Annotated in this window: 14 protein-coding genes and 2 CRISPR repeat arrays (1 of these 16 running past the window's edge); of the genes, 13 read left to right on the top strand and 1 reads right to left on the bottom strand. The window is 70.4% G+C overall.

What is annotated here, in order from left to right; genetic code table 11:
- Window positions 1-1224: a CRISPR direct-repeat array (repeat unit 29 nt; unit sequence GTGGTCCCCGCGCATGCGGGGTTGGTCCC); it reaches 1002 nt to the left of the window's first position.
- Between the two features lie 964 nt (window positions 1225-2188).
- From casA to ACIOMQ_RS08355, 12 genes are all read left to right on the top strand, one after another.
- Window positions 2189-6844 (top strand): type I-E CRISPR-associated protein Cse1/CasA, encoded by a 4656-nt coding sequence (casA, locus tag ACIOMQ_RS08410; protein WP_402188270.1) that lies wholly within the window; start codon window positions 2189-2191, stop codon window positions 6842-6844.
- Entirely contained in the window at window positions 6841-7593 is a 753-nt protein-coding gene (gene casB, locus ACIOMQ_RS08405) for a type I-E CRISPR-associated protein Cse2/CasB (RefSeq protein WP_402188268.1), read from the top strand. The genes casA and casB overlap by 4 nt, the downstream gene beginning before the upstream one ends.
- A 111-nt stretch (window positions 7594-7704) precedes the next feature.
- The gene (cas7e, locus tag ACIOMQ_RS08400) at window positions 7705-8946 is read left to right on the top strand and encodes a type I-E CRISPR-associated protein Cas7/Cse4/CasC (RefSeq protein WP_362201404.1); all 1242 of its coding nucleotides are present in this window, start codon (window positions 7705-7707) and stop codon (window positions 8944-8946) included.
- Window positions 8943-9695 (top strand): type I-E CRISPR-associated protein Cas5/CasD, encoded by a 753-nt coding sequence (gene cas5e / locus ACIOMQ_RS08395; protein WP_362201407.1) that lies wholly within the window; start codon window positions 8943-8945, stop codon window positions 9693-9695. Before cas7e ends, cas5e begins: the two co-directional genes overlap by 4 nt.
- Window positions 9695-10420 (top strand): type I-E CRISPR-associated protein Cas6/Cse3/CasE, encoded by a 726-nt coding sequence (gene cas6e / locus ACIOMQ_RS08390; protein WP_362201410.1) that lies wholly within the window; start codon window positions 9695-9697, stop codon window positions 10418-10420. The genes cas5e and cas6e overlap by 1 nt, the downstream gene beginning before the upstream one ends.
- Window positions 10417-11376: a type I-E CRISPR-associated endonuclease Cas1e gene (cas1e, locus tag ACIOMQ_RS08385; RefSeq protein WP_401939504.1), complete on the top strand. Its 960-nt coding sequence runs from the start codon at window positions 10417-10419 to the stop codon at window positions 11374-11376. The genes cas6e and cas1e overlap by 4 nt, the downstream gene beginning before the upstream one ends.
- Window positions 11373-11735: a type I-E CRISPR-associated endoribonuclease Cas2e gene (gene cas2e, locus ACIOMQ_RS08380; RefSeq protein ID WP_402188265.1), complete on the top strand. Its 363-nt coding sequence runs from the start codon at window positions 11373-11375 to the stop codon at window positions 11733-11735. The genes cas1e and cas2e overlap by 4 nt, the downstream gene beginning before the upstream one ends.
- Before the next feature lie 163 nt (window positions 11736-11898).
- Window positions 11899-14026: direct repeats of the CRISPR family, unit length 29 nt; unit sequence GTGGTCCCCGCGCGTGCGGGGGTGGTCCC.
- A 580-nt stretch (window positions 14027-14606) separates the two neighbouring features.
- The gene (locus ACIOMQ_RS08375) at window positions 14607-14771 is read left to right on the top strand and encodes a hypothetical protein (protein ID WP_356481987.1); all 165 of its coding nucleotides are present in this window, start codon (window positions 14607-14609) and stop codon (window positions 14769-14771) included.
- 10 nt (window positions 14772-14781) lie between these two features.
- Window positions 14782-15075: a Dabb family protein gene (locus ACIOMQ_RS08370; protein WP_362201422.1), complete on the top strand. Its 294-nt coding sequence runs from the start codon at window positions 14782-14784 to the stop codon at window positions 15073-15075.
- A gap of 197 nt (window positions 15076-15272) precedes the next feature.
- On the top strand, window positions 15273-16157 hold the full coding sequence (locus tag ACIOMQ_RS08365; RefSeq protein WP_401261857.1) for an RNA polymerase sigma factor SigF: 885 nt from the start codon (window positions 15273-15275) through the stop codon (window positions 16155-16157).
- A gap of 236 nt (window positions 16158-16393) precedes the next feature.
- Window positions 16394-17260, top strand: a complete 867-nt coding sequence (locus tag ACIOMQ_RS08360; protein ID WP_362201429.1) for an RNA polymerase sigma factor SigF — start codon at window positions 16394-16396, stop codon at window positions 17258-17260.
- A gap of 67 nt (window positions 17261-17327) precedes the next feature.
- A complete protein-coding gene (locus ACIOMQ_RS08355; protein ID WP_402188263.1) occupies window positions 17328-18212 on the top strand; it encodes a hypothetical protein in 885 nt (294 codons plus the stop codon).
- 39 nt (window positions 18213-18251) lie between these two features.
- Here the strand turns inward: ACIOMQ_RS08355 and ACIOMQ_RS08350 are convergent, their stop codons facing one another.
- Window positions 18252-18461 (bottom strand): hypothetical protein, encoded by a 210-nt coding sequence (locus ACIOMQ_RS08350; protein WP_362201435.1) that lies wholly within the window; start codon window positions 18459-18461, stop codon window positions 18252-18254.
- A gap of 593 nt (window positions 18462-19054) precedes the next feature.
- Here ACIOMQ_RS08350 and ACIOMQ_RS08345 point away from each other — a divergent pair.
- Complete coding sequence (locus ACIOMQ_RS08345; RefSeq protein ID WP_401261862.1) at window positions 19055-19576, top strand: MarR family winged helix-turn-helix transcriptional regulator; 522 nt, start codon at window positions 19055-19057, stop codon at window positions 19574-19576.
- Window positions 19577-19585 lie beyond the last annotated feature (9 nt).

Raw genomic sequence — 19585 nt, 5'->3', positions numbered from 1 at the left:
TCCCAAGATTCGCGAGGCCCAGGGCAGCCAGCCCGCGTGGTCCCCGCGCATGCGGGGTTGGTCCCCCGCTCACCGGCGTGCGCCGGGCGGCCCGGACGTGGTCCCCGCGCATGCGGGGTTGGTCCCCGCACGGCAGGCAGAACCTTGCTCCGCCGGACGTGGTCCCCGCGCATGCGGGGTTGGTCCCGTGACCGCCTGCCCGATCCGCTCCCGCTCGTCGTGGTCCCCGCGCATGCGGGGTTGGTCCCTTCTCCTCAGCCTCGGCCTGGTTGAGCACGACGTGGTCCCCGCGCATGCGGGGTTGGTCCCAAGCCGTCGGGGTTGCTGACCTGGAGCCCGACGTGGTCCCCGCGCATGCGGGGTTGGTCCCTCCACCAGCAGCGCATGGCGAACCCCACCTACGTGGTCCCCGCGCATGCGGGGCTGGTCCCTCGTCGGTGATGTCGGCGCCGGCCGTGTTGTAGTGGTCCCCGCGCGTGCGGGGTTGGTCCCCGCGCGCAAGGCGTGTGGGCGCCGAAGGTCCGGTGGTCCCCGCGCGTGCGGGGTCGGTCCCTACCTCTGTTATGTCCGACACGATGCTCATTGGTGGTCCCCGCGCGTGCGGGGTTGGTCCCAGGCGGGCGTAGGTCCCTTCGCCCGGCCCGATGTGGTCCCCGCGCGTGCGGGGTTGGTCCCTGCTTGCCCAGGTCCATGCCCTCCTTCTCACCGTGGTCCCCGCGCGTGCGGGGTTGGTCCCCAGTCCGACCTACTCCGTCCAAGACCTTGCTTGTGGTCCCCGCGCGTGCGGGGTTGGTCCCCAGCGCGCTGCCGAGGAGCGACGCAGGGCGGAGTGGTCCCCGCGCGTGCGGGGTTGGTCCCCAGTCCGACCTACTCCGTCCAAGACCTTGCTTGTGGTCCCCGCGCGTGCGGGGTTGGTCCCGCTCGGCCACCGTCGGCGCGGTGACGGCGGTAGTGGTCCCCGCGCATGCGGGGTTGGTCCCTCGCCGCCGCCCACGGACAGCAGCCGGGCCCGGTGGTCCCCGCGCATGCGGGGTTGGTCCCATCGCCGACGAGGAGATGCTCAACGATCTGGAGTGGTCCCCGCGCGTGCGGGGTTGGTCCCTGATGCGGCCTCCCTGGGCCCCTCTCGTACCGATGGTCCCCGCGCATGCGGTGTGGTCCCATGCAGGCCGCATCAGAAGCCCAGGAACTGTTCACGGTCTCCGCGCGCAGGGGTGGGTCCGCCACACGGTGAGGCATTATGGAGTCGTCGTCATGGTCCCCGCGCACGCGGGGATGCCCCCTGGGGCAACCGTTGACGCGAGAGTGCGAGTGAGTGTTCCCCGCCTTCGCGGGGCTACAGGGCAACGTTTTCCCTGATCAGAGCGAAGACACTCTTATTCGCAACTGGGGAAACCGATTGCGTGAGCGAGGGCGATTTGGCCGCTTTTGGGTCATCGATCCTTACTAACGAGAACTTTCAAGATCGAGTAGACCATGGCAGGCCTGAGGCCGTACGGTACAGAGAGCGTCAGCGCCGAACAGCCGTGCCGAGACGACGAGTTGAAGTCCGTACATAGAAAAAACCGGACCCATCAGCTCCCCGTGCCAGCGGGAAGTGGAGCCCGGTTCACCCCTGAGCGCTCATCAACACACAAGGAGTGTGGCAAATGTTAATGCCGACAGCCCCCGCCGAACAGAGTCGAGATGTGCTGGATGCTTCGCAGCTCACCCTCGCCGTGATCTCAGGCGGTCTACTCGTACCCCCAGCCCTCGCCGGCCCCGAAATCTGGGGCTGGGGGGCGACAGTGATCGTCGTGATCGTCCTTCTTCACCCCCGCAGCAGAGGCTGCTGGCCGCGCAGGCTCCGCCCCTCTGTCCCATCAGCCAGCTGAGCCCCGGATCCTCGTAGCGGTCCGCCGGATGGACCGGCGGACCATTCCGGGTGCGCTTGCTCCGGTGAGTTGGCACTAGCGGGGACACCCCTGCAGTCGCACCGACGCAGGGCAGCTGCTGTCGCGCGCTCACCAAGCCGTCCCCGCCTCCAAGACCGCGGCGACCGACCTCGGGCAAGACTCTCGCAGTACCCGACCTCCCCCACCTCGCGCCTGCGCCGCTCGATGAATAAAACATTCGCTCACGATCGGTCAGTTCCGATCCATTTCGGAATCCGACACATGAACGCCAGCCACCCATGTCAAATACAGCCATGAGCCATGACCACCCCGACGTCCCCACGGCTTACAACAAGTTGTCCCCCGCAGCGCGGACAGCCTGGGGCAAGCACGACCGGGCGACCGAGGAGTGGCTCCCCTTGTGGCGGCACATGGCGGACAGTGCCGCCGTCGCCGGCCGGCTGTGGGACGCGTGGGTGCCCGAGAACGTGAAGGCGCTCGTCGCGGCCTCCCTCCCCCAAGGCGCGGTGGATGCCCGTCGGCTCGCCGTCTACCTGGCCTGTGTCCACGACATCGGCAAGGCGACACCCGCCTTCGCGTGTCAGGTGGAGGGGCTTGCCCACCGCATGCGAAGGGCCGGGCTCGACATGCCGGACCAGAAGCAGTTCGGCGAAGACCGCCGCATGGCCCCGCACGGGCTGGCCGGTCAGTTCCTCATCCAGGAGTGGCTGTCCGAGCGGTTCGGCTGGAGTGGGCGGGCGTCCGGTCAGTTCGCCGTCGTGGCGGGTGGGCACCACGGGACGCCGCCCGATCACCAGCAGATCCACGACCTCGGGCTCCATCCCCGGCTGTTGCGCACACAAGGGGACAGCGAGGCCGTCTGGCGCTCGGTGCAGTACGAGTTGATGGACGCGTGTGCGCGGCGGGCCGGGGTGGAGGGACGGTTCGCGGAGTGGCAGTCCGTGCGGCTGCCACAACCTGTCCAGGTGGTGCTGACGGCGATCGTGATCGTCTCCGACTGGATCGCCAGCTCGTCCGAGCTGTTCCCGTACGACCCCTCGTCCTGGTCGCCGAGGGAAGGAAAGGACGGTGAGGCCAGGCGGCTCGATGCCGCCTGGACGGGGCTGGATCTGCCGGGGCCGTGGCGGCCGGAGGAGCCGGAACAGGACGCGGCCGAGTTGTTCCGGAACCGCTTCGACCTGCCGGACGGCGCCCGGATCAGGCCCGTACAGGAGGAAGCCGTACGGATGGCGCGGAGCATGCCCGCCGCCGGGCTGCTGATCATCGAGGCGCCGATGGGCGAGGGCAAGACCGAGGCGGCGTTCGCGGCGGCGGAGATCCTGGCGGCGCGCACCGGAGCCGGAGGCTGCCTGGTCGCGCTGCCGACCCGGGCCACCGGCGACGCCATGTTCCCCCGGCTGCTGAGCTGGCTGGACCGTCTGCCCTCGGGCGGCCCGCTGTCCGTCGTCCTTGCCCATGCCAAGGCCGCGCTCAACGAGGTGTGGGCCGGGATGACGAAGGCGGGAAACCGTACCATCGCCGCCGTCGAACTGGACGGTTGCGAGGAGATGTCCAGTCCCGGGGCGGCCGACCCCTCCCACCCTGCCGAACTGCACGCCCACCAGTGGCTGCGCGGACGCAAGAAGGCTCTGCTCGCCTCCTTCGCGGTGGGCACCATCGACCAGGTGCTCTTCGCGGGGCTCAAGAGCCGGCATCTGGCGCTGCGGCACCTGGCCGTCGCGGGCAAGGTCGTCGTGATCGACGAAGTCCACGCCTACGACGCGTACATGAACACCTATCTCGACCGGGTACTGGAGTGGCTGGCCGCCTACCGGGTGCCGGTGGTGATGCTCTCCGCGACCCTTCCGGCGGTGAGACGGCGGGAGTTGGCCGCCGCCTATGCCGGGGAGGAGACGGCCGAGCTGGCCGATGCGCTGCATCTCCCGGATGACGCCTACCCGTTGATCACCGCCGTCGCGCCCGGAGGTGTCGCCCGCACCACTCGGCCCGAGCCGGCCTCGGGGCGCCGCACCGAAGTGACGGTGGAACGACTCGACGACGACCTCCCGGCGCTGGCAGGGCGGCTGGAGCGCGAGCTGCGGGACGGGGGATGCGCGCTGGTCGTGCGCAACACCGTCGACCGGGTACTGGAGGCCGCCGCGTATCTGCGGAAGCGCTTCGGCGCGGAGGCCGTGACCGTCGCCCATTCCCGGTTCCTCGCCGCCGACCGGGCCCGCAAGGACACGGACCTGCGCGAACGGTTCGGGCCCGGCGGCGACCGGCCCGCCGGGCCGCACATCGTCGTGGCCAGCCAGGTCGTCGAGCAGTCGCTCGACATCGACTTCGACCTCCTGGTCACCGACCTGGCGCCCGTGGACCTGATGCTCCAGCGCATGGGGCGGCTGCACCGCCATCCCCGTACGCGTCCGCCGCTTCTGGCGAAGGCCCGTTGTCTGGTGACGGGGGTGGAGGACTGGGGCGCCGACCCGCCGGTACCCGTACGCGGCTCGCTCGCGGTGTACCAGGGAGCGCACACCCTCCTCCGGTCGCTCGCCGTGCTGGGCCCGCACCTCGATGGCGCCCCGCTGGTGCTGCCGGACCACATCAGCCCGCTGGTTCAGGCCGCCTACGACGATCGGCCGACCGGGCCGGAACACTGGGCACCCGTGCTGGCCGACGCCCGGCGGAAGTATCTGAAGCAACTCGCGGAGAAGCGGGAGCGCGCGAACGCGTTCCGGCTCGCTCCGGTACGGCGGGCCGGGCGGGCGGTCATCGGCTGGCTGGACGGCAATGCCGGCGACGCCGACGACAGCCGCACCGGGCGGGCACAGGTACGGGACAGCGAGGAGACCCTGGAGGTACTCGTCGTCCAGCGTCGGGAGGACGGCCGGCTGACGACGGTGGGCTGGCTCGGCGGCGGACGCGGCGGACTGGACCTCCCGGAGCATGCGCCTCCGGTACGCCGGGCCGCCGAGGCGGTCGCCGCGAGCGCGCTGACGCTGCCTCGCTCCCTGACACATCCCGGCGTGATCGACCGGACCATCTCCGAGCTGGAGCGATTCGTCGTTCCGGCCTGGCAGGTGAAGGAATGCCCCTGGTTGGCGGGTGAGTTGCTGCTCGTCCTCGACGAGCGTTGTCAGACCCGCCTGTCAGGCTTGGAAATCCACTACAGCGCCGATGACGGACTCCGGGTGGGTTCCGTCGGCACGCGCGCAGCAAAGGGGCTCGAACCGATGTCGCCCTCCTTCGACCTGGTCTCCCGGCCCTGGCTGCCCGTACAGCGCGGCGACGGCACGATGGACGAGCTGTCGCTGACGGACGTCTTCGCGCAGGCCCACATGCTGCGGCGGCTGGTGGGTGATCTGCCCACCCAGGAGTTCGCTCTGCTGCGGCTGCTGCTGGCGATCCTGTACGACGCACTCGACGAGGCAGGGGGCGGGAAAGCCGGGGCCCCTACCGAGCTGGAGGACTGGGAGGAGCTGTGGCACGACGAGAAGTCCCTCGCCGTCGTCGCGGACTACCTCGACCGTCACCGTGAGCGCTTCGACCTGCTCCATCCCGAGCGTCCGTTCTTCCAGGTCGCCGGATTGCACACGTCGAAGCACGAGGTCGCCCCGCTGAACCGGATCGTCGCCGACGTACCCAACGGGGAGGCGTTCTTCTCGATGCGCCGGCCGGGCGTGGACCGGCTGAGCCTTGCCGAGGCGGCCCGGTGGCTGGTGCACACCCACGCCTACGACTCGTCCGGCATCAAGTCCGGGATGGAGGGCGACGATCGGGAAAAGGGCGGGAAGGTCTATCCCCAGGGAGTCGGATGGGCGGGCGCGCTCGGTGGCGTCCAGGCCGAAGGGCACACGCTGCGCGAGACGCTGCTGCTGAACCTGATCCCGACACAGGAGGACATCCTGGATTCGGCGGCGGGCCGGGAGGCCGACCTCCCGGTCTGGCGCCGCGAGACGCCTCCTGGCCCCGGGGTGCTGGAGGACGACCCGTCCGTACCCCGTCCCGCAGGTCCGCGTGACCTCTACACCTGGCAGTCCCGGCGGCTGCTCCTGCACACCGAGGGCGATGACGTCACGGGGGTCGTCCTCGGATACGGCGATCCGCTCACGCCCGCCAATCGGTGGAAGGCGGAACCCATGACCGGTTGGCGGCGCAGCCGGGCGCAGGAGAAAAAGCTGGGCCGCCCGCTGGTCTACCTACCGCGTCAGCACGATCCGAGCCGGGCCGCCTGGCGGGGTCTCGCGAGTCTGCTGTACGCGCAGGGGTCGGACCCCGGGACATCGGGCCGGGGTACGGACGAGAGCAAGCCGTCCGGCGTGGTGCGGTGGCTGTCCATGCTCTCCAACGAAGGCGTTCTGCCCGAGAAGTCGCTGATCCGGACCCGGCTCGTCGGCGCGGTGTACGGGACGCAGCAGTCCGTGGTGGACGAGGTGGTCGACGACGGGGTCACCCTGCCGGTCGTTCTGCTCCACGAGCACCGCCCGCTGCACGGCGCGGCGGCGGTGGGCGCGGTCGCGGACGCGGAGCGGGCCGTGTCGGCGCTGGGGCACCTGGCCGGAAATCTCGCGCGCGCGACGGGTTCGCCGCCCGGTCCGGCCACGAACACCGTGCGCGATCTGGGGTTCGGGGCACTCGACGGACCGTACCGACGCTGGCTGGTGGACCTCGGGAAGGAAGCGGACCCGGATGCCGCGCGCGCGGCATGGCAGGCCGACGCCCGTCGCATCGTTCTCGACCTCGGCCGAGAGCTTCTCGACAGCGCGGGCCGGGCGGCAGCGGAAGGCCGGGTGGTGGAGCTGCCTGGGGTCGGGAAGCGCTGGATCGACAGCTCACGGGCGGATCTGTGGTTCCGGACCCGGATGAACAAGGTGCTGCCGAAGGCGCCTGAACCGTCACTGCCGTACCAACAGCCGGGCCCGTCCGCCGGCCCGTATCCCGACGACAACCCTCCGGGGGGAGTCTCATGACCACCGCTTCGGGCCAACGACCGGGCAAGCAGACGAAGGAACCATCAATCCAGAAACTGGTCGAACAAGCGACGCGTACATACATCGCGCAACTCCAGCCCCGCTATCTCGGAGATCAGCCGGCGGCCGTGGCAGAACTTGCCCGGCTGCGCCGTGGTGCGGGAAAGAGAGCGCACCAGGTCAAGGACCTGTGGGGAATCGGCGCTCTGGAGGATCTTGCCGAACTGCTGGAGGGGAGGCACGACTCCGACCGCCTTGAGAAGGCCGAGGAGGCGGTCTTTCTCACCTCGACGCTGTGGGCACTGCATCAGCAATCCCGCCGTGACCAAGGCATGTATGCCAAGGGCCGCAGCCTCGGCGGCGCGGTCCGCTCGCTGATCCGGCTGAAGGACTCACCGGGGACGGACGACGAGGAATCCCCCCTGCGCAAGCGCCTGGTCCGCGTCGGTACGGCCGAGTCGCTCGACTCGGTCGCCGTGCGGCTCAGGGAGATCGTGCTGCTCCTGCGCACCGCACCGGAGCCGCTCCCCCTCGACTACGCGCGCCTGGCCGGTCAGCTCTACCGATGGCAGCACCGGCCCGAGCGTGCCGGTGTGCAGCGCGAGTGGGGGCGCGAGTTCCACCTGGCTGCCACTGCCTCTCGCGCCAAGAAGGGGCAGACATCCGGCGCCGAGGGGGACGACGCGATCGACCCGAATTTGGGTGCGGACGAGGAGGGAACGTACGGCGGGTACGCGGCCGGGGAGTGACGTCTCCTGACTTCACCGCCCTCACCGCGCCTCGGCGACCGACCCGCCCTGCCTCGGCAAGACGCCTCCTACTTCACGAACTGCCTTACCTAACAGAGGATTTGAAAACGCGTGACCAGGACGATTCTTGACATCCATATCCTCCAGACCGTCCCGCCGAGCAATCTGAACCGCGATGACACGGGGGCGCCGAAGTCGGCAACGTACGGCGGTGTGCAGCGTTCCCGGGTGTCCAGTCAGGCATGGAAGCGGGCCACCCGCGCGGCGTTCAGCGAGCTGCTCGACAAGTCCGAACTGGGCATCCGTACCAAGAAGGTCGCGGAGGAGCTCGCGGGGCGCGTCCAGAGACTCGAACCGTCGCTGACCCGCGCCGCCGCGCTGGAGCTGGCCGCCGAGACGATCTCCACGGCGACCGGTTCGAAGATCACCGTGCCCAAGCGCAAGAGCAAGGACGATGAGGGCGGGGAGCCCGCCGGGGAATCCGGATACCTCATGTTCCTGAGCGATCGGCAGTTCAACGCCCTCGCTGCTCTCGCGGTCGAGGGAGGCAAGGGCGGTGACGTCAAGGCGCTCAAGGACTTCTTCAAGGTCAAGGCGAACAAGGACCGGGCCAAGCAGGCCGCCGACACCGAACACTCCGTGGATATCTCGCTGTTCGGGCGCATGGTCGCGGACTCGGCCGACCTGAGCGTGGACGCGGCCGTGCAGGTCGCCCACGCACTGAGTGTTCACCCGGTGGAAGTCGAGTCGGACTACTACACGGCGGTCGACGACAGGAACACAGCCGCCGAGCCGGGTGCCGGGATGATCGGCACGGTCGACTTCAACTCCGCGACTCTGTACCGGTACGCGGCCGTCGACGTGAACCGTCTCCAGGAGAACCTGGGCAGCGGCGGAGACGACGAGGACCGGCCGGTGGAGCCCACGCGGCGAGCGGTCACCGCGTTCCTCGAAGGCTTCATCACCTCGCTCCCGACCGGGAAGATCAACACGTTCGGCAACCAGACGCTGCCGGCTGCGGTGATCGTCAAGGTCCGTTCCCGGCGGCCGATCAGCTACGTCGGGGCCTTCGAACGACCGGTTCCGATGGGGGAGAGCGGCGGATTCCTCCAGGATGCCTGCGAGCGGCTCGCCACGTTCGTACCGGACCTGGAAGACCGTTACGGCCTCGCCGGGAACAGGCAGGGCTGGGTGCTGCGGGTGGGCGACGAGACGAGCGCGCTCGACGGGCTGGGCACCGGGGTGAATCTGCCCGAGCTGCTGGCCGCCGTGGGGGACACCGTGGTCGATCGGCTCCAGCCGGAGACGGCGGCCGCCGACCGGGACAGGGCAACTGCGGAGCCCGGGGCATGAGCGTGCTGCTGATGCGGCTCGCTGGCCCCCTGCAGTCCTGGGGGTCCACGGCCCGCTTCGTGCGCCGCACCACCGAGACCGCGCCGACGAAGAGCGGAGTGGTCGGGCTCCTCGCCGCGGCCCAGGGGCGCAGACGGGATGCCGACCTCTCCGATCTGGCAGAGCTGGAGTTCGGCGTCCGTATCGATCAGCCGGGCACCCGGCTGCGGGACTTCCAGACGGCGCATCACAGCGACACGCTCAAGGCCATGCCGCTGTCGGAGCGTTTCTACCTGGCGGACGCCGTGTTCGTGGCGGGTGTGAGCGGCGAGGCGGCGCTCGTGCAGCGGCTGTACGAGGCGCTGATGGAGCCCGTCTTCCTGCCGTACCTGGGGCGCCGCTCCTGCCCGCCCTCGGAGCCGATCACTATCGGGGAGCCGCTGGACAAGGGCCTTGAGCAGGCCCTGCGCGAGGCGAAGTGGGAAGCGTCCGAGCGATATCGGGAGCGCCGCGCGGCGTCCCTCCGGCGCACGGGCGGGACGGCGTCCGACGCGGCGCGTCTGGATCTGCTGCTGGACAGCCCGCCCGAGGTTCGGCCGGACGTCACGCTGCGCGATCTCCCGGTGAGCTTCGATCCGCGTCACCGGCGGTACGGGCTGCGCGGCATCCGGTCGCTGCATGTCTCCGTACCCGTCGGCCCCGAATCACCCCCGCCCCCGCCGCACGAGCCCACCGCCCTGCTCACGCCCGTCACACCGAGGACCGACTGATGTACCTCACCCGCTTCCGCGTGAACACCGGACGATCCGATGCCCGGCAGTTGCTCGGTTCACCGCACCGCATGCACGGGGCGGTGAACATGTCCTTTCCCACGCCACCCGCACGGGACGGATCGGGTCCCCGGGTGCTGTGGCGGGTGGACCGCAACGGAACCTCCGAGACACTGCTGTACATCGTCAGCCCCACCCGTCCCGATCTGACCGGCCTGGTCCAGCAGGCGGGCTGGCCGGCCTCGGACGAACCGGGCTGGACGACGTTCGCGTACGAGGACTTCCTCGCCGCTCTCCATCCGGGCGACACCTGGGGGTTCAGGCTCACCGCCAACCCCGTGCACAACATCCGCCACCAGTACGTCAAGGAAGGTGAGCGGACGAAGCGCGCCGCGCACCGGACCCCCCGTCACCAGATGGACTGGCTGCTGAAGAGACAGGAGGACGCGGGATTCGAGATCGTCCAGAAGCCGGTGGAGCGCCGCCTGCTGCCCGAGGGGGACGAGTACGAACTGATCGTCCGCGACCAGATCCCGTTGCAGTTCCGCCGGCCCCCCGCGAAGACGAGCAGGAACGACGTACGCATCACGAAGGTCACCTTCGACGGCCGCCTGCGCGTCACGAAACCGGACCTCTTCCGCCGCACCCTCACCCACGGCCTGGGCAAGGCGAAGGCGTACGGCTGCGGCCTGATGACGCTCGCCCCGGTACAGGGGAAGGCATGAGCACGGTCGGCCGCAGGGGAGCATCCTCACCGCGTGAACTCACCCGGATCGCAGACCGTCTCTCGTTCGTCTACCTGGAACGTTGCACGGTGCACCGGGACTCCCACGCGATCACCGCGGAGGACGCGGACGGCGTCACGCACATCCCGTCCGCCACCATCGGCACGCTGCTGCTCGGCCCGGGAACCCGCGTCACCCACCAGGCGATGGCGCTCCTCGGCGAGTCCGGTGCCGGCGTGGCCTGGGTCGGTGAGCACGGCGTGCGGTATTACGCAGGAGGGCGGGCCCTGACGCGTTCCTCGGGTCTGATCGAGGCACAGGCCACCGCCTGGGCGAACCGGCGCACCCGCCTGGACGTGGCGCGGGCCATGTACCGCCTGCGCTTCCCGGACGAGGACACGGCGGGCTGCACGCGGAAGGAACTCCTCGGCAAAGAGGGCACGCGCCTGCGGGACTGCTACAAACGGGAGTCGTTGCGTACGGGCGTCCCCTGGCGCCGCCGTGAGTACCACCGCGACGACTTCTCGGCAGGAGACGCTCCCAATCAGGCCGTCACGGCCGCGGCCCAATGCATGTACGGAGTCTCCCACTCCGTGGTCGCAGCTCTTGGCTGCTCTCCGGGACTGGGCTTCGTGCACTCCGGGCACGAGAGGTCCTTCGTCATGGACGTGGCGGACTTCTACAAGACGGAGATCGCCATCCCCGCGGCGTTCGACGCTGCTGCCGAGGGGGAAGAGGACGTCGCGGCGCGGACCCGCCGGAAGCTCCGCGACCGCATCAACCGGACCGGCCTGCTCGAACGCTGCGTCCGGGACATCAAGAACCTGCTCGGCTACGACGGCACCCGCGACACCGCCGAGGCGAACGACGCGCCACAGGACCGGGTCACCCTCCAGTCGGACGGGGACCTCCACGTCGAGAGCGGCCGCAACCACGGCGGCGAGATCATCTGGTGACCGTCATCGTTCTCACCAACTGCCCGGTCGGCCTACGAGGCTTCCTCACCCGCTGGCTGCTGGAGATCTCGCCCGGAGTCTTCCTCGGCTCCCCGTCCGCACGCATCCGCGACGTGCTGTGGAACGAGGTCCGCCAATACGCGGGCCAGGGACGCGCCTTGCTCGCCTACCAGACGAAAAATGAGCAGGGCTACACCTTCGAGACCCACGACCACGCCTGGCATCCGACCGACCACGAGGGCCTCACCCTGATCCACCGCCCCAACCGCAACCCACCCGACACCTCCCAGAAGCCGGCCGACGTCCCCCGCCAGGGCTGGAGCAAGGCATCCAAGCGGAGAAGATACGGCGGGCGGTAGGCCAGGTTACGGGTCGGCGTCTGTCGGGGCGCGGCGGGAGGACTGCCGATGCGCTTCGTTTCTCGCCCGGTGGGCAGAAAGGGAAACCATGTCGGTTATGCCGGAATCCAAACAAGTGGGGAAGAACAGGCCCCTGCCCGCATAGAACCGCAGGTCAACAACTGTGGTCCCCGCGCGTGCGGGGGTGGTCCCGCGATCGGAACGCCGCAGGAGGCGGAGGCCAAGTGGTCCCCGCGCGTGCGGGGGTGGTCCCGAGGAGATCCGCGCCTTCTGCAAGCACCACCGGTGGTCCCCGCGCGTGCGGGGGTGGTCCCGCCCGGCAGGCGGCTGGCCTCGATCAGCTCGGGTGGTCCCCGCGCGTGCGGGGGTGGTCCTTCACACCAAGTAACGTGATCTTGCTGCGTTGGGCGCTCCGTGGTCCCCGCGCGTGCGGGGGTGGTCCCACCGGGGAGAACACACCGGTGGAGTACGGGTGGTGGTCCCCGCGCGTGCGGGGGTGGTCCCTGATCACCGGAGGTGAACCGAACCCGGCCGGTGTGGTCCCCGCGCGTGCGGGGGTGGTCCCATGGGGGCTCCTCTGCGTGGTGGTGCGGGTCCGTGGTCCCCGCGCGTGCGGGGGTGGTCCCCTTGTCGCGCAGGGCATCTACACCTCTCAGGAGTGGTCCCCGCGCGTGCGGGGGTGGTCCCAGGCAGTCGTCCTGTCCGTGGCCGCTGGCGTCGTGGTCCCCGCGCGTGCGGGGGTGGTCCCTTCGGGTCTCCGGATACGTACAGCTTTCGGATGTGGTCCCCGCGCGTGCGGGGGTGGTCCCTTCCGGCAGGCAGACTTCCCGTGGAGCTACGAGTGGTCCCCGCGCGTGCGGGGGTGGTCCCCACGTTCCACCCAGTACCAGGATCTTCATGGGGTGGTCCCCGCGCGTGCGGGGGTGGTCCCGGTTACCGAGTTCCTGAGAGGGGTCGTTGGTGGTGGTCCCCGCGCGTGCGGGGGTGGTCCCAGGGTGGCCTCCGTTACTGGGGCCGACAAGATGTGGTCCCCGCGCGTGCGGGGGTGGTCCCGACCAGGTAGACCTGGCCCTTGCCGCCGTCGGGTGGTCCCCGCGCGTGCGGGGGTGGTCCCTCGACACAGTTTCCGGACCCGCCGCTGTATGAGTGGTCCCCGCGCGTGCGGGGGTGGTCCCGTCGTCTGCGCGGCCGCGGAGGCGGCGGCGGTGTGGTCCCCGCGCGTGCGGGGGTGGTCCCCATGTGCACGCCCACCCCGACCATGTCGCCCGGTGGTCCCCGCGCGTGCGGGGGTGGTCCCCCCAGGGTCGAGCCTGCCCCGCCGGGCCACCGGTGGTCCCCGCGCGTGCGGGGGTGGTCCCCGCCGGACGCCCGGACCGACTCGGCCCACGCCGTGGTCCCTGCGCGTGCGGGGGTGGTCCCGCCACGCGAAACGTCGCTGTCGTCAGCGTCATGTGGTCCCCGCGCGTGCGGGGGTGGTCCCTCGGCACGGTCGCCGTCGAACAGGCCGTCGTCGTGGTCCCCGCGCGTGCGGGGGTGGTCCCCGGCGGCCGTGGCCAGGAGAGGCAGGGTGCAGGTGGTCCCCGCGCGTGCGGGGGTGGTCCCCATCACGCAGAGAGGCCCCGTCCAATGTCCGGGTGGTCCCCGCGCGTGCGGGGGTGGTCCCCACAAGCCGAAGTTCAAGTCTCAGGACGAAGGGTGGTCCCCGCGCGTGCGGGGGTGGTCCCAACTACGGCCGGGACAGCCACGAGGCGCAGGGGTGCATGGCCATGCCATGGTGGTCCCCGCGCGTGCGGGGGTGGTCCCATCGCGGTGCCGTGCGGGCCGGGGGCGGGGATGTGGTCCCCGCGCGTGCGGGGGTGGTCCCCGGGTCCTCACCGACGTCACCATGACCGACGGGTGGTCCCCGCGCGTGCGGGGGTGGTCCCGTGCGCTGCGGGGAGCTGTCGCGGGTGGTGATGTGGTCCCCGCGCGTGCGGGGGTGGTCCCGCGCTGTACCCGGTCGACGACCGGGTCACGGAGTGGTCCCCGCGCGTGCGGGGGTGGTCCCCGCGAAGCCGAGGCCATCTTCGGCAGGCCCGGGTGGTCCCCGCGCGTGCGGGGGTGGTCCCTCGTCACCGGATGTCCGGATCGCCCCTGTGGAGTGGTCCCCGCGCGTGCGGGGGTGGTCCCGCCGCCTCCGCCTTGCTCCCGGCCTGACGGACGTGGTCCCCGCGCGTGCGGGGGTGGTCCCACCCCGACGCCCTCGACCAGCCCGGCGCCATCGTGGTCCCCGCGCGTGCGGGGGTGGTCCCTCGACCTGTACCGCATGTGCTTGGGCGCCGCAGTGGTCCCGGCGCCCCCACCCCTCTGTGGAGGGGTGGGGGGTGGTCCCCGCGCGTGCGGGGGTGGCCCCCGGGGCATCCCCGACGGCTACGGCTGGGACAGGTGGTCCCCGCGCACGCGGGGTTGACCCCCAGGCCGACGCGTACGTGCTGGTCGCCGTGGGATGGTCCCCGCGCACGCGGGGGTGGCCTCGCCCAAGAAGGCCGTGGTGGGGGCGATCGGGTCGGGGGAAGCGGCATCGGGGGGACAAGCCGCTTCCCCCGATGAGAACAGGCCACTCAAGCCCTCGCCGCGGTCAGGGGGGAAGCTCGCGGCGAGGGCCCCACAGTGAGGTCCTGTTCCTCGCCCCTCGGATTTCCTGCCGGATCCGCGGGGCTCACCGTCCATCCTGGGGCTTCGCAGGGGCCCCGCGAGCAGGCAAAGGACCCCGATGGCCGGGCCCTTGGTCCTTAAAGGCGAGGTGAGTGATCGGAACCATCAGGGGATGCGGCCATACGTGCGGATAGAATCGGCCGACTGCACAGGGGATCGAAGGGGAGGCAGGGGCTGATGGTGCAAGCGAAGAAGATAGCTCTCTACGTGGTAGTCGTCTTCGTGCTGTACACGATCATCACGTCCCCGGCCCGGGCGGCGGATCTTGTCCAGGTAGGGTTCGAGGGCGTTTCGAGTGCCGCGCAGGGCGTCGGAGACTTCATGTCCGAGCTCGTGAAGTAGGAGTACCCCCATGATCCGCCATCTGGTCCTGTTCAAGCTGAACGACGGCGTCGAGCGGGACGACCCGCGGGTCGTCGCCGGGGCGAAGGCCTTCCGGGAGCTGGAGGGGCAGATCCCCGAGCTGGAGTTCTGGGAGTGCGCCTGGAACATCACCGACCGGCCGATCGCGTACGACTTCGCCATCAACTCCGCGGTCGTCGACGAGGACGCGCTGAAGCGCTACGTAGGGCATCCGGCCCATCAGGCGGTCGCCGCCCAGTGGCGCGAGTTCGCCACCTGGGTGATTGCCGACTATCCGTTCTGATCCGTCCGCTCCGCCTGCTGCAGCCGGTCCCCCGAGCCCCTCACCATTGCGGTGAGGGGCTTTTTTTAGTGTTTAAACCAAGTTGAACCCAACACGACGCTATACGGTGCTTGCGCACAGTGGACATGTCTTGTGATGCTATGACCGCTTTTGACGGATGAGTTGACCGAAGTTGACCGCAAAGGGGTGGCCTCACCGTGCCGGCCAGTACAGCGCCTCAAGTGCCTCCCCAGACCGTCCAGAGTGTCGAGACGGCCCCAGCAACCCAGACGATCCAGACAGAGACTCCCGACAGCACCACGGCGACGCCCGCCAGGACCAGGGGCGCGGACACCAGGGCGCTCACCCAGGTCCTTTTCGGGCAGCTCAAGAACCTGGATCCGGGGACTCCCGAGCACGGCCGGGTGCGGGCTGCGCTGATCGAGGCGAATCTCCCTCTCGTGCGGTATGCGGCGGCGCGTTTCAGGAGCCGCAACGAGCCGATGGAGGACGTCGTCCAGGTCGGCACGATCGGCCTGATCAACGCCATCGACCGCTTCGACCCCGAACGCGGTGTCCAGTTCCCGACCTTCGCGATGCCGACCGTCGTGGGCGAGATCAAGCGGTACTTCCGGGACAATGTGCGCACCGTCCACGTCCCCCGCCGGCTGCACGAGCTCTGGGTCCAGGTCACCGGCGCCACCGAGGACCTGACGACCGCTCACGGCCGCTCGCCCACCACCGCGGAGATCGCCGAACGGCTGAAGATCTCCGAGGACGAGGTGCTGGCCTGCATCGAGGCGGGCCGCTCCTACCACGCGACCTCGCTGGAGGCCGCCCAGGAGGGCGACGGGCTGCCCGGACTGCTGGACCGCCTCGGCTACGAGGACCCGGCCCTCGCCGGGGTCGAGCACCGCGACCTGGTCCGACATCTGCTCGTACAGCTGCCCGAGCGCGAACAGCGCATCCTGCTGCTGCGCTACTACAGCAATCTGACCCAGTCACAGATCAGTGCGGAACTGGGTGTCTCCCAGATGCATGTGTCAAGGCTGCTGGCCCGCAGCTTCGCCCGACTTCGATCCGCAAACAGGATCGAAGCCTAACCGGATCGGGTAGAGCACTCGAAGTCCGGTTCAGACGGCTGGAATTGCCTCACACCCCCCGTTAACTGCGCGGATGTCGCAAAGACTTGTCGACATGTCACTACAGCGTGTTGCCGACATGTGACATTCTGCGGGAACCGCGTTTGCCGTGGCCTCGCCTCCGGTATTCAGGTGGAGGCTGCGTTCCTCCGATGGTCGCGGCTCCACGCGACCGTCCGCGACCTCAAGGGGGTGGCATGTCCGCAGAACAGGGCAGCTCGAAGGTGCTCACGCTCACGAAGAGCGCACCCGCACCCGTTGTGCTCACCAGCTCGTCGGAAGCCATCGACACCCGCACGCTGTCCCGCTCGCTGTTCCTGCGGCTCGCCGCGCTGGGGCCCGCACCGGGCCCCGACGGAACGGACAGCCCGGAGCGAGCCTATGTACGGGACACGCTCATCGAGCTCAACCTCCCGCTGGTGCGGTACGCGGCGGCGCGGTTCCGCAGCCGCAACGAGCCGATGGAGGACATCGTCCAGGTCGGCACGATCGGCCTGATCAAGGCGATCGACCGGTTCGACTGCGAACGGGGCGTGGAATTCCCGACGTTCGCGATGCCGACCGTCGTCGGGGAGATCAAGCGTTTCTTCCGCGACACCTCGTGGTCCGTGCGCGTCCCGCGCCGCCTGCAGGAGCTGCGCCTCGCGCTGACCAAGACCAGTGACGAGCTCTCCCAGAAGCTCGACCGCTCGCCGACCGTGCCGGAGCTGGCCAAGGCGCTCGGTGTCTCCGAGGAGGACGTGGTCGACGGCCTGGCCGTCGGCAACGCGTACACCGCGTCCTCGCTGGACTCGCCCTCGCCCGAGGACGACGGCGGCGAGGGCTCCCTCGCGGACCGGCTGGGGTACGAGGATTCGGCGCTGGAGGGCGTCGAGTACCGCGAGTCGCTCAAGCCGCTGCTGGCCAAGCTTCCGCCGCGCGAGCGCCAGATCATCATGCTGCGGTTCTTCGCCAACATGACCCAGTCGCAGATCGGCGAGGAGGTCGGGATCTCGCAGATGCACGTCTCGCGCCTGCTGACCCGTACGCTCGCCCAGCTCAGGGAAGGGCTCATCGCCGACTGATCGCCATGGACCGCCGTACCGCGGCGCAAGGGTTCCGATTTGACGGACCGTCAGCCACACTGGCGCGATGCGACGTCAGATACTCGACTCGACCGGCCGCCGGGGCACCGTGATCGTCGCCTCGGCGGCCGTGCTGTGTCTGGGCGGCGCGCTGGCCGCCTGCGGCGGCGGTGCGGCGGACGACGGCTACGTGGCGGTCGGCGCGGCGGGCACCGGCCCGGAGAGACCGCTGTCCGGTGCGGTGCCGCCGTCGGGAAAGGTGACGCTGGTACCGCTGGACGGGAGCGGCGGGAGCGGCGGGAGCGGCGGGAGCGGCGGGAGCGGCGGGAGCGGCGGGGGTGGCAGGGACGGCGAGGACGGCAGCGGCGGCAGCGGCGGCAAGGGCGACGGGGCCGGTGGGAGTACCGGGGGCCGGGCGGACGGCGACGCGGCGTCGTCGGGAACCTCGGCCGACCGCGACCGCGACGGCTCCGGAGGCACGGGCGGCGCGGGCGACGGGGCCGGCGGGCCGTCCGGGACCCCTGGCACGTCCGGCTCCGGCGGCGGGAGTGCCGGCGGCTCGGGCGGTGCCGGGGGTACGGGCAGCGGCCCCTCGGATCCCTCGGTCCCCTCCGCGCCCGGCCCCGGCACCACCCCGCCCGCGGGGCCTGCCGTGCTGGTGGTGGGCGCCCCCGAGCGGGCGGGCGCGGACGAGCGCTGGTGCGAGAAGGTGACGGTGGAATTCCGCAACACCGGAGGATCACCGGTGCGGTCGGGGACCGCCACCTTCGCCACGCACATCATCGGCGGGCTGGGGATCGACTGGGCGACCGTCGAGACGTCCGCGCCGCTGCCCGCGCCGATCGGTGCGGGAGCTGCGCGGACGAAGACGTACACCGTCTGCGTGGACGCCTGGCGGGTGCCCCTGGGGATGCATGTCGAGACCCGGGACGTCACCGCCGTATCGAAGTGACGGGTGGAGGCGGGGCGGTACGGGGAACCCGTGTGCCGGTCAGCCGAGCGCGAGCCAGGCGACCGCCGCGAGGACGACGAGCACCGCGACGACGGTGACGATCACCCCGGTCTTCGGTCCGGACGAGGCGGCCGGCTGCTGCCGGCGCTGCGGCTCGCCCTCGTCGACGAAGGCGCGGAACATCTGGGTGCTGCCGGCCGGGTCGTTGTTGCCCTCGGGGCCCTGCGGGGCGTGGGGGTTGTGTGCCATGTGCCAGGACCCTAGCGAACTCGGCGTTACGGCCCAACCCCCGGGTCGCCGAAGGGCCGTGGCCGGTGCCGGGGGACCGGGTCGGGGAGAGACGCGCACCCCGCCGCGAGGCCGCTACGGAGCCTCTGTGGAACCGGTGCGGAGCCACCCGCAGAACCGGTGCGGAGCCACCCGCGGAGCCACCGCCGAGCCGGTGTGGAGCCGCCGTAGAACCATCGCGGAGCCGGTATGAGCCAGCGCGAGACGATGTGAACCGGCACGAAAGGGGCGACCCCCCTCGCGTACCGGCGCCCGGACGCCCCCCGTGCCCGCACACCTCTGTATACGCGTCTGTATACGCGGCCACCTACGCGGCGGAGCCGTCCCGCACGCACCGCAGGCGGGGTGCCCGACCGCCCCGGCTGTGGCAGGAGACACACCCGCCCCGGCCCGCCCCCGCACGCTGGGCGTTTGACCCAAGCCCTACGCAGCCTTTTGTGTTCCTTTACTTCTGCAAGCGCCCTTTCGTTTGCCTTCAGCAACCATCGGCTTCTATGGTTGCCCTAAGCAACAAGATGACAACAAGATGAACCGATGAGACGCCTGGGGGGCTCGTGGCTGTACGAGGTCAGTACGAAGAACTGGCCCGGCAGCTCAGCGCCGTCGGAGCCGTCAAACGGGGTCTCGCCCGCATGTTGCCCGCCGAATGTCCCGCCGGCTCCGCCGCCGTACTGGCGCTCCTGCGTGAGCACGGCGAAATGCGGATCAGCAGGCTGGCCGAACTGATGGCCGTCGACATGTCCGTGACCAGCCGTCACGTCGCCCACGTGGCAGAACGCGGCTGGATCGAGCGGTCTCCGGACCCGGCGGACAAGCGGTCCCGCATCCTGCGGCTGACCCCCGCCGGACGTCACCTGCTCAGTGATCTGAACCAGCGGGTCACCGAACTCTTCGTCCACAACCTCTCCGACTGGTCCGACGACGAGGTCGGACAGCTCAACACGCTGCTGGCCCGGCTGCGCGACAGTTTCGCCTGCCGCGGCCCCGGGGGGTGCGCCCCCGGAAAACACATCGGCGACTGCCGCCCGCGGCCCGCCGACAGCGACAACGACGTGCACACCCGTACACCTGTGTAACAGAAGCAA

Source organism: Streptomyces sp. NPDC087845 (assembly GCF_044742755.1).
In the GTDB taxonomy this organism is placed as follows: domain Bacteria; phylum Actinomycetota; class Actinomycetes; order Streptomycetales; family Streptomycetaceae; genus Streptomyces.
The sequence above is the reverse complement of the archived record's forward strand: the minus strand, read 5'-3'. Positions and strand labels throughout refer to the sequence as shown.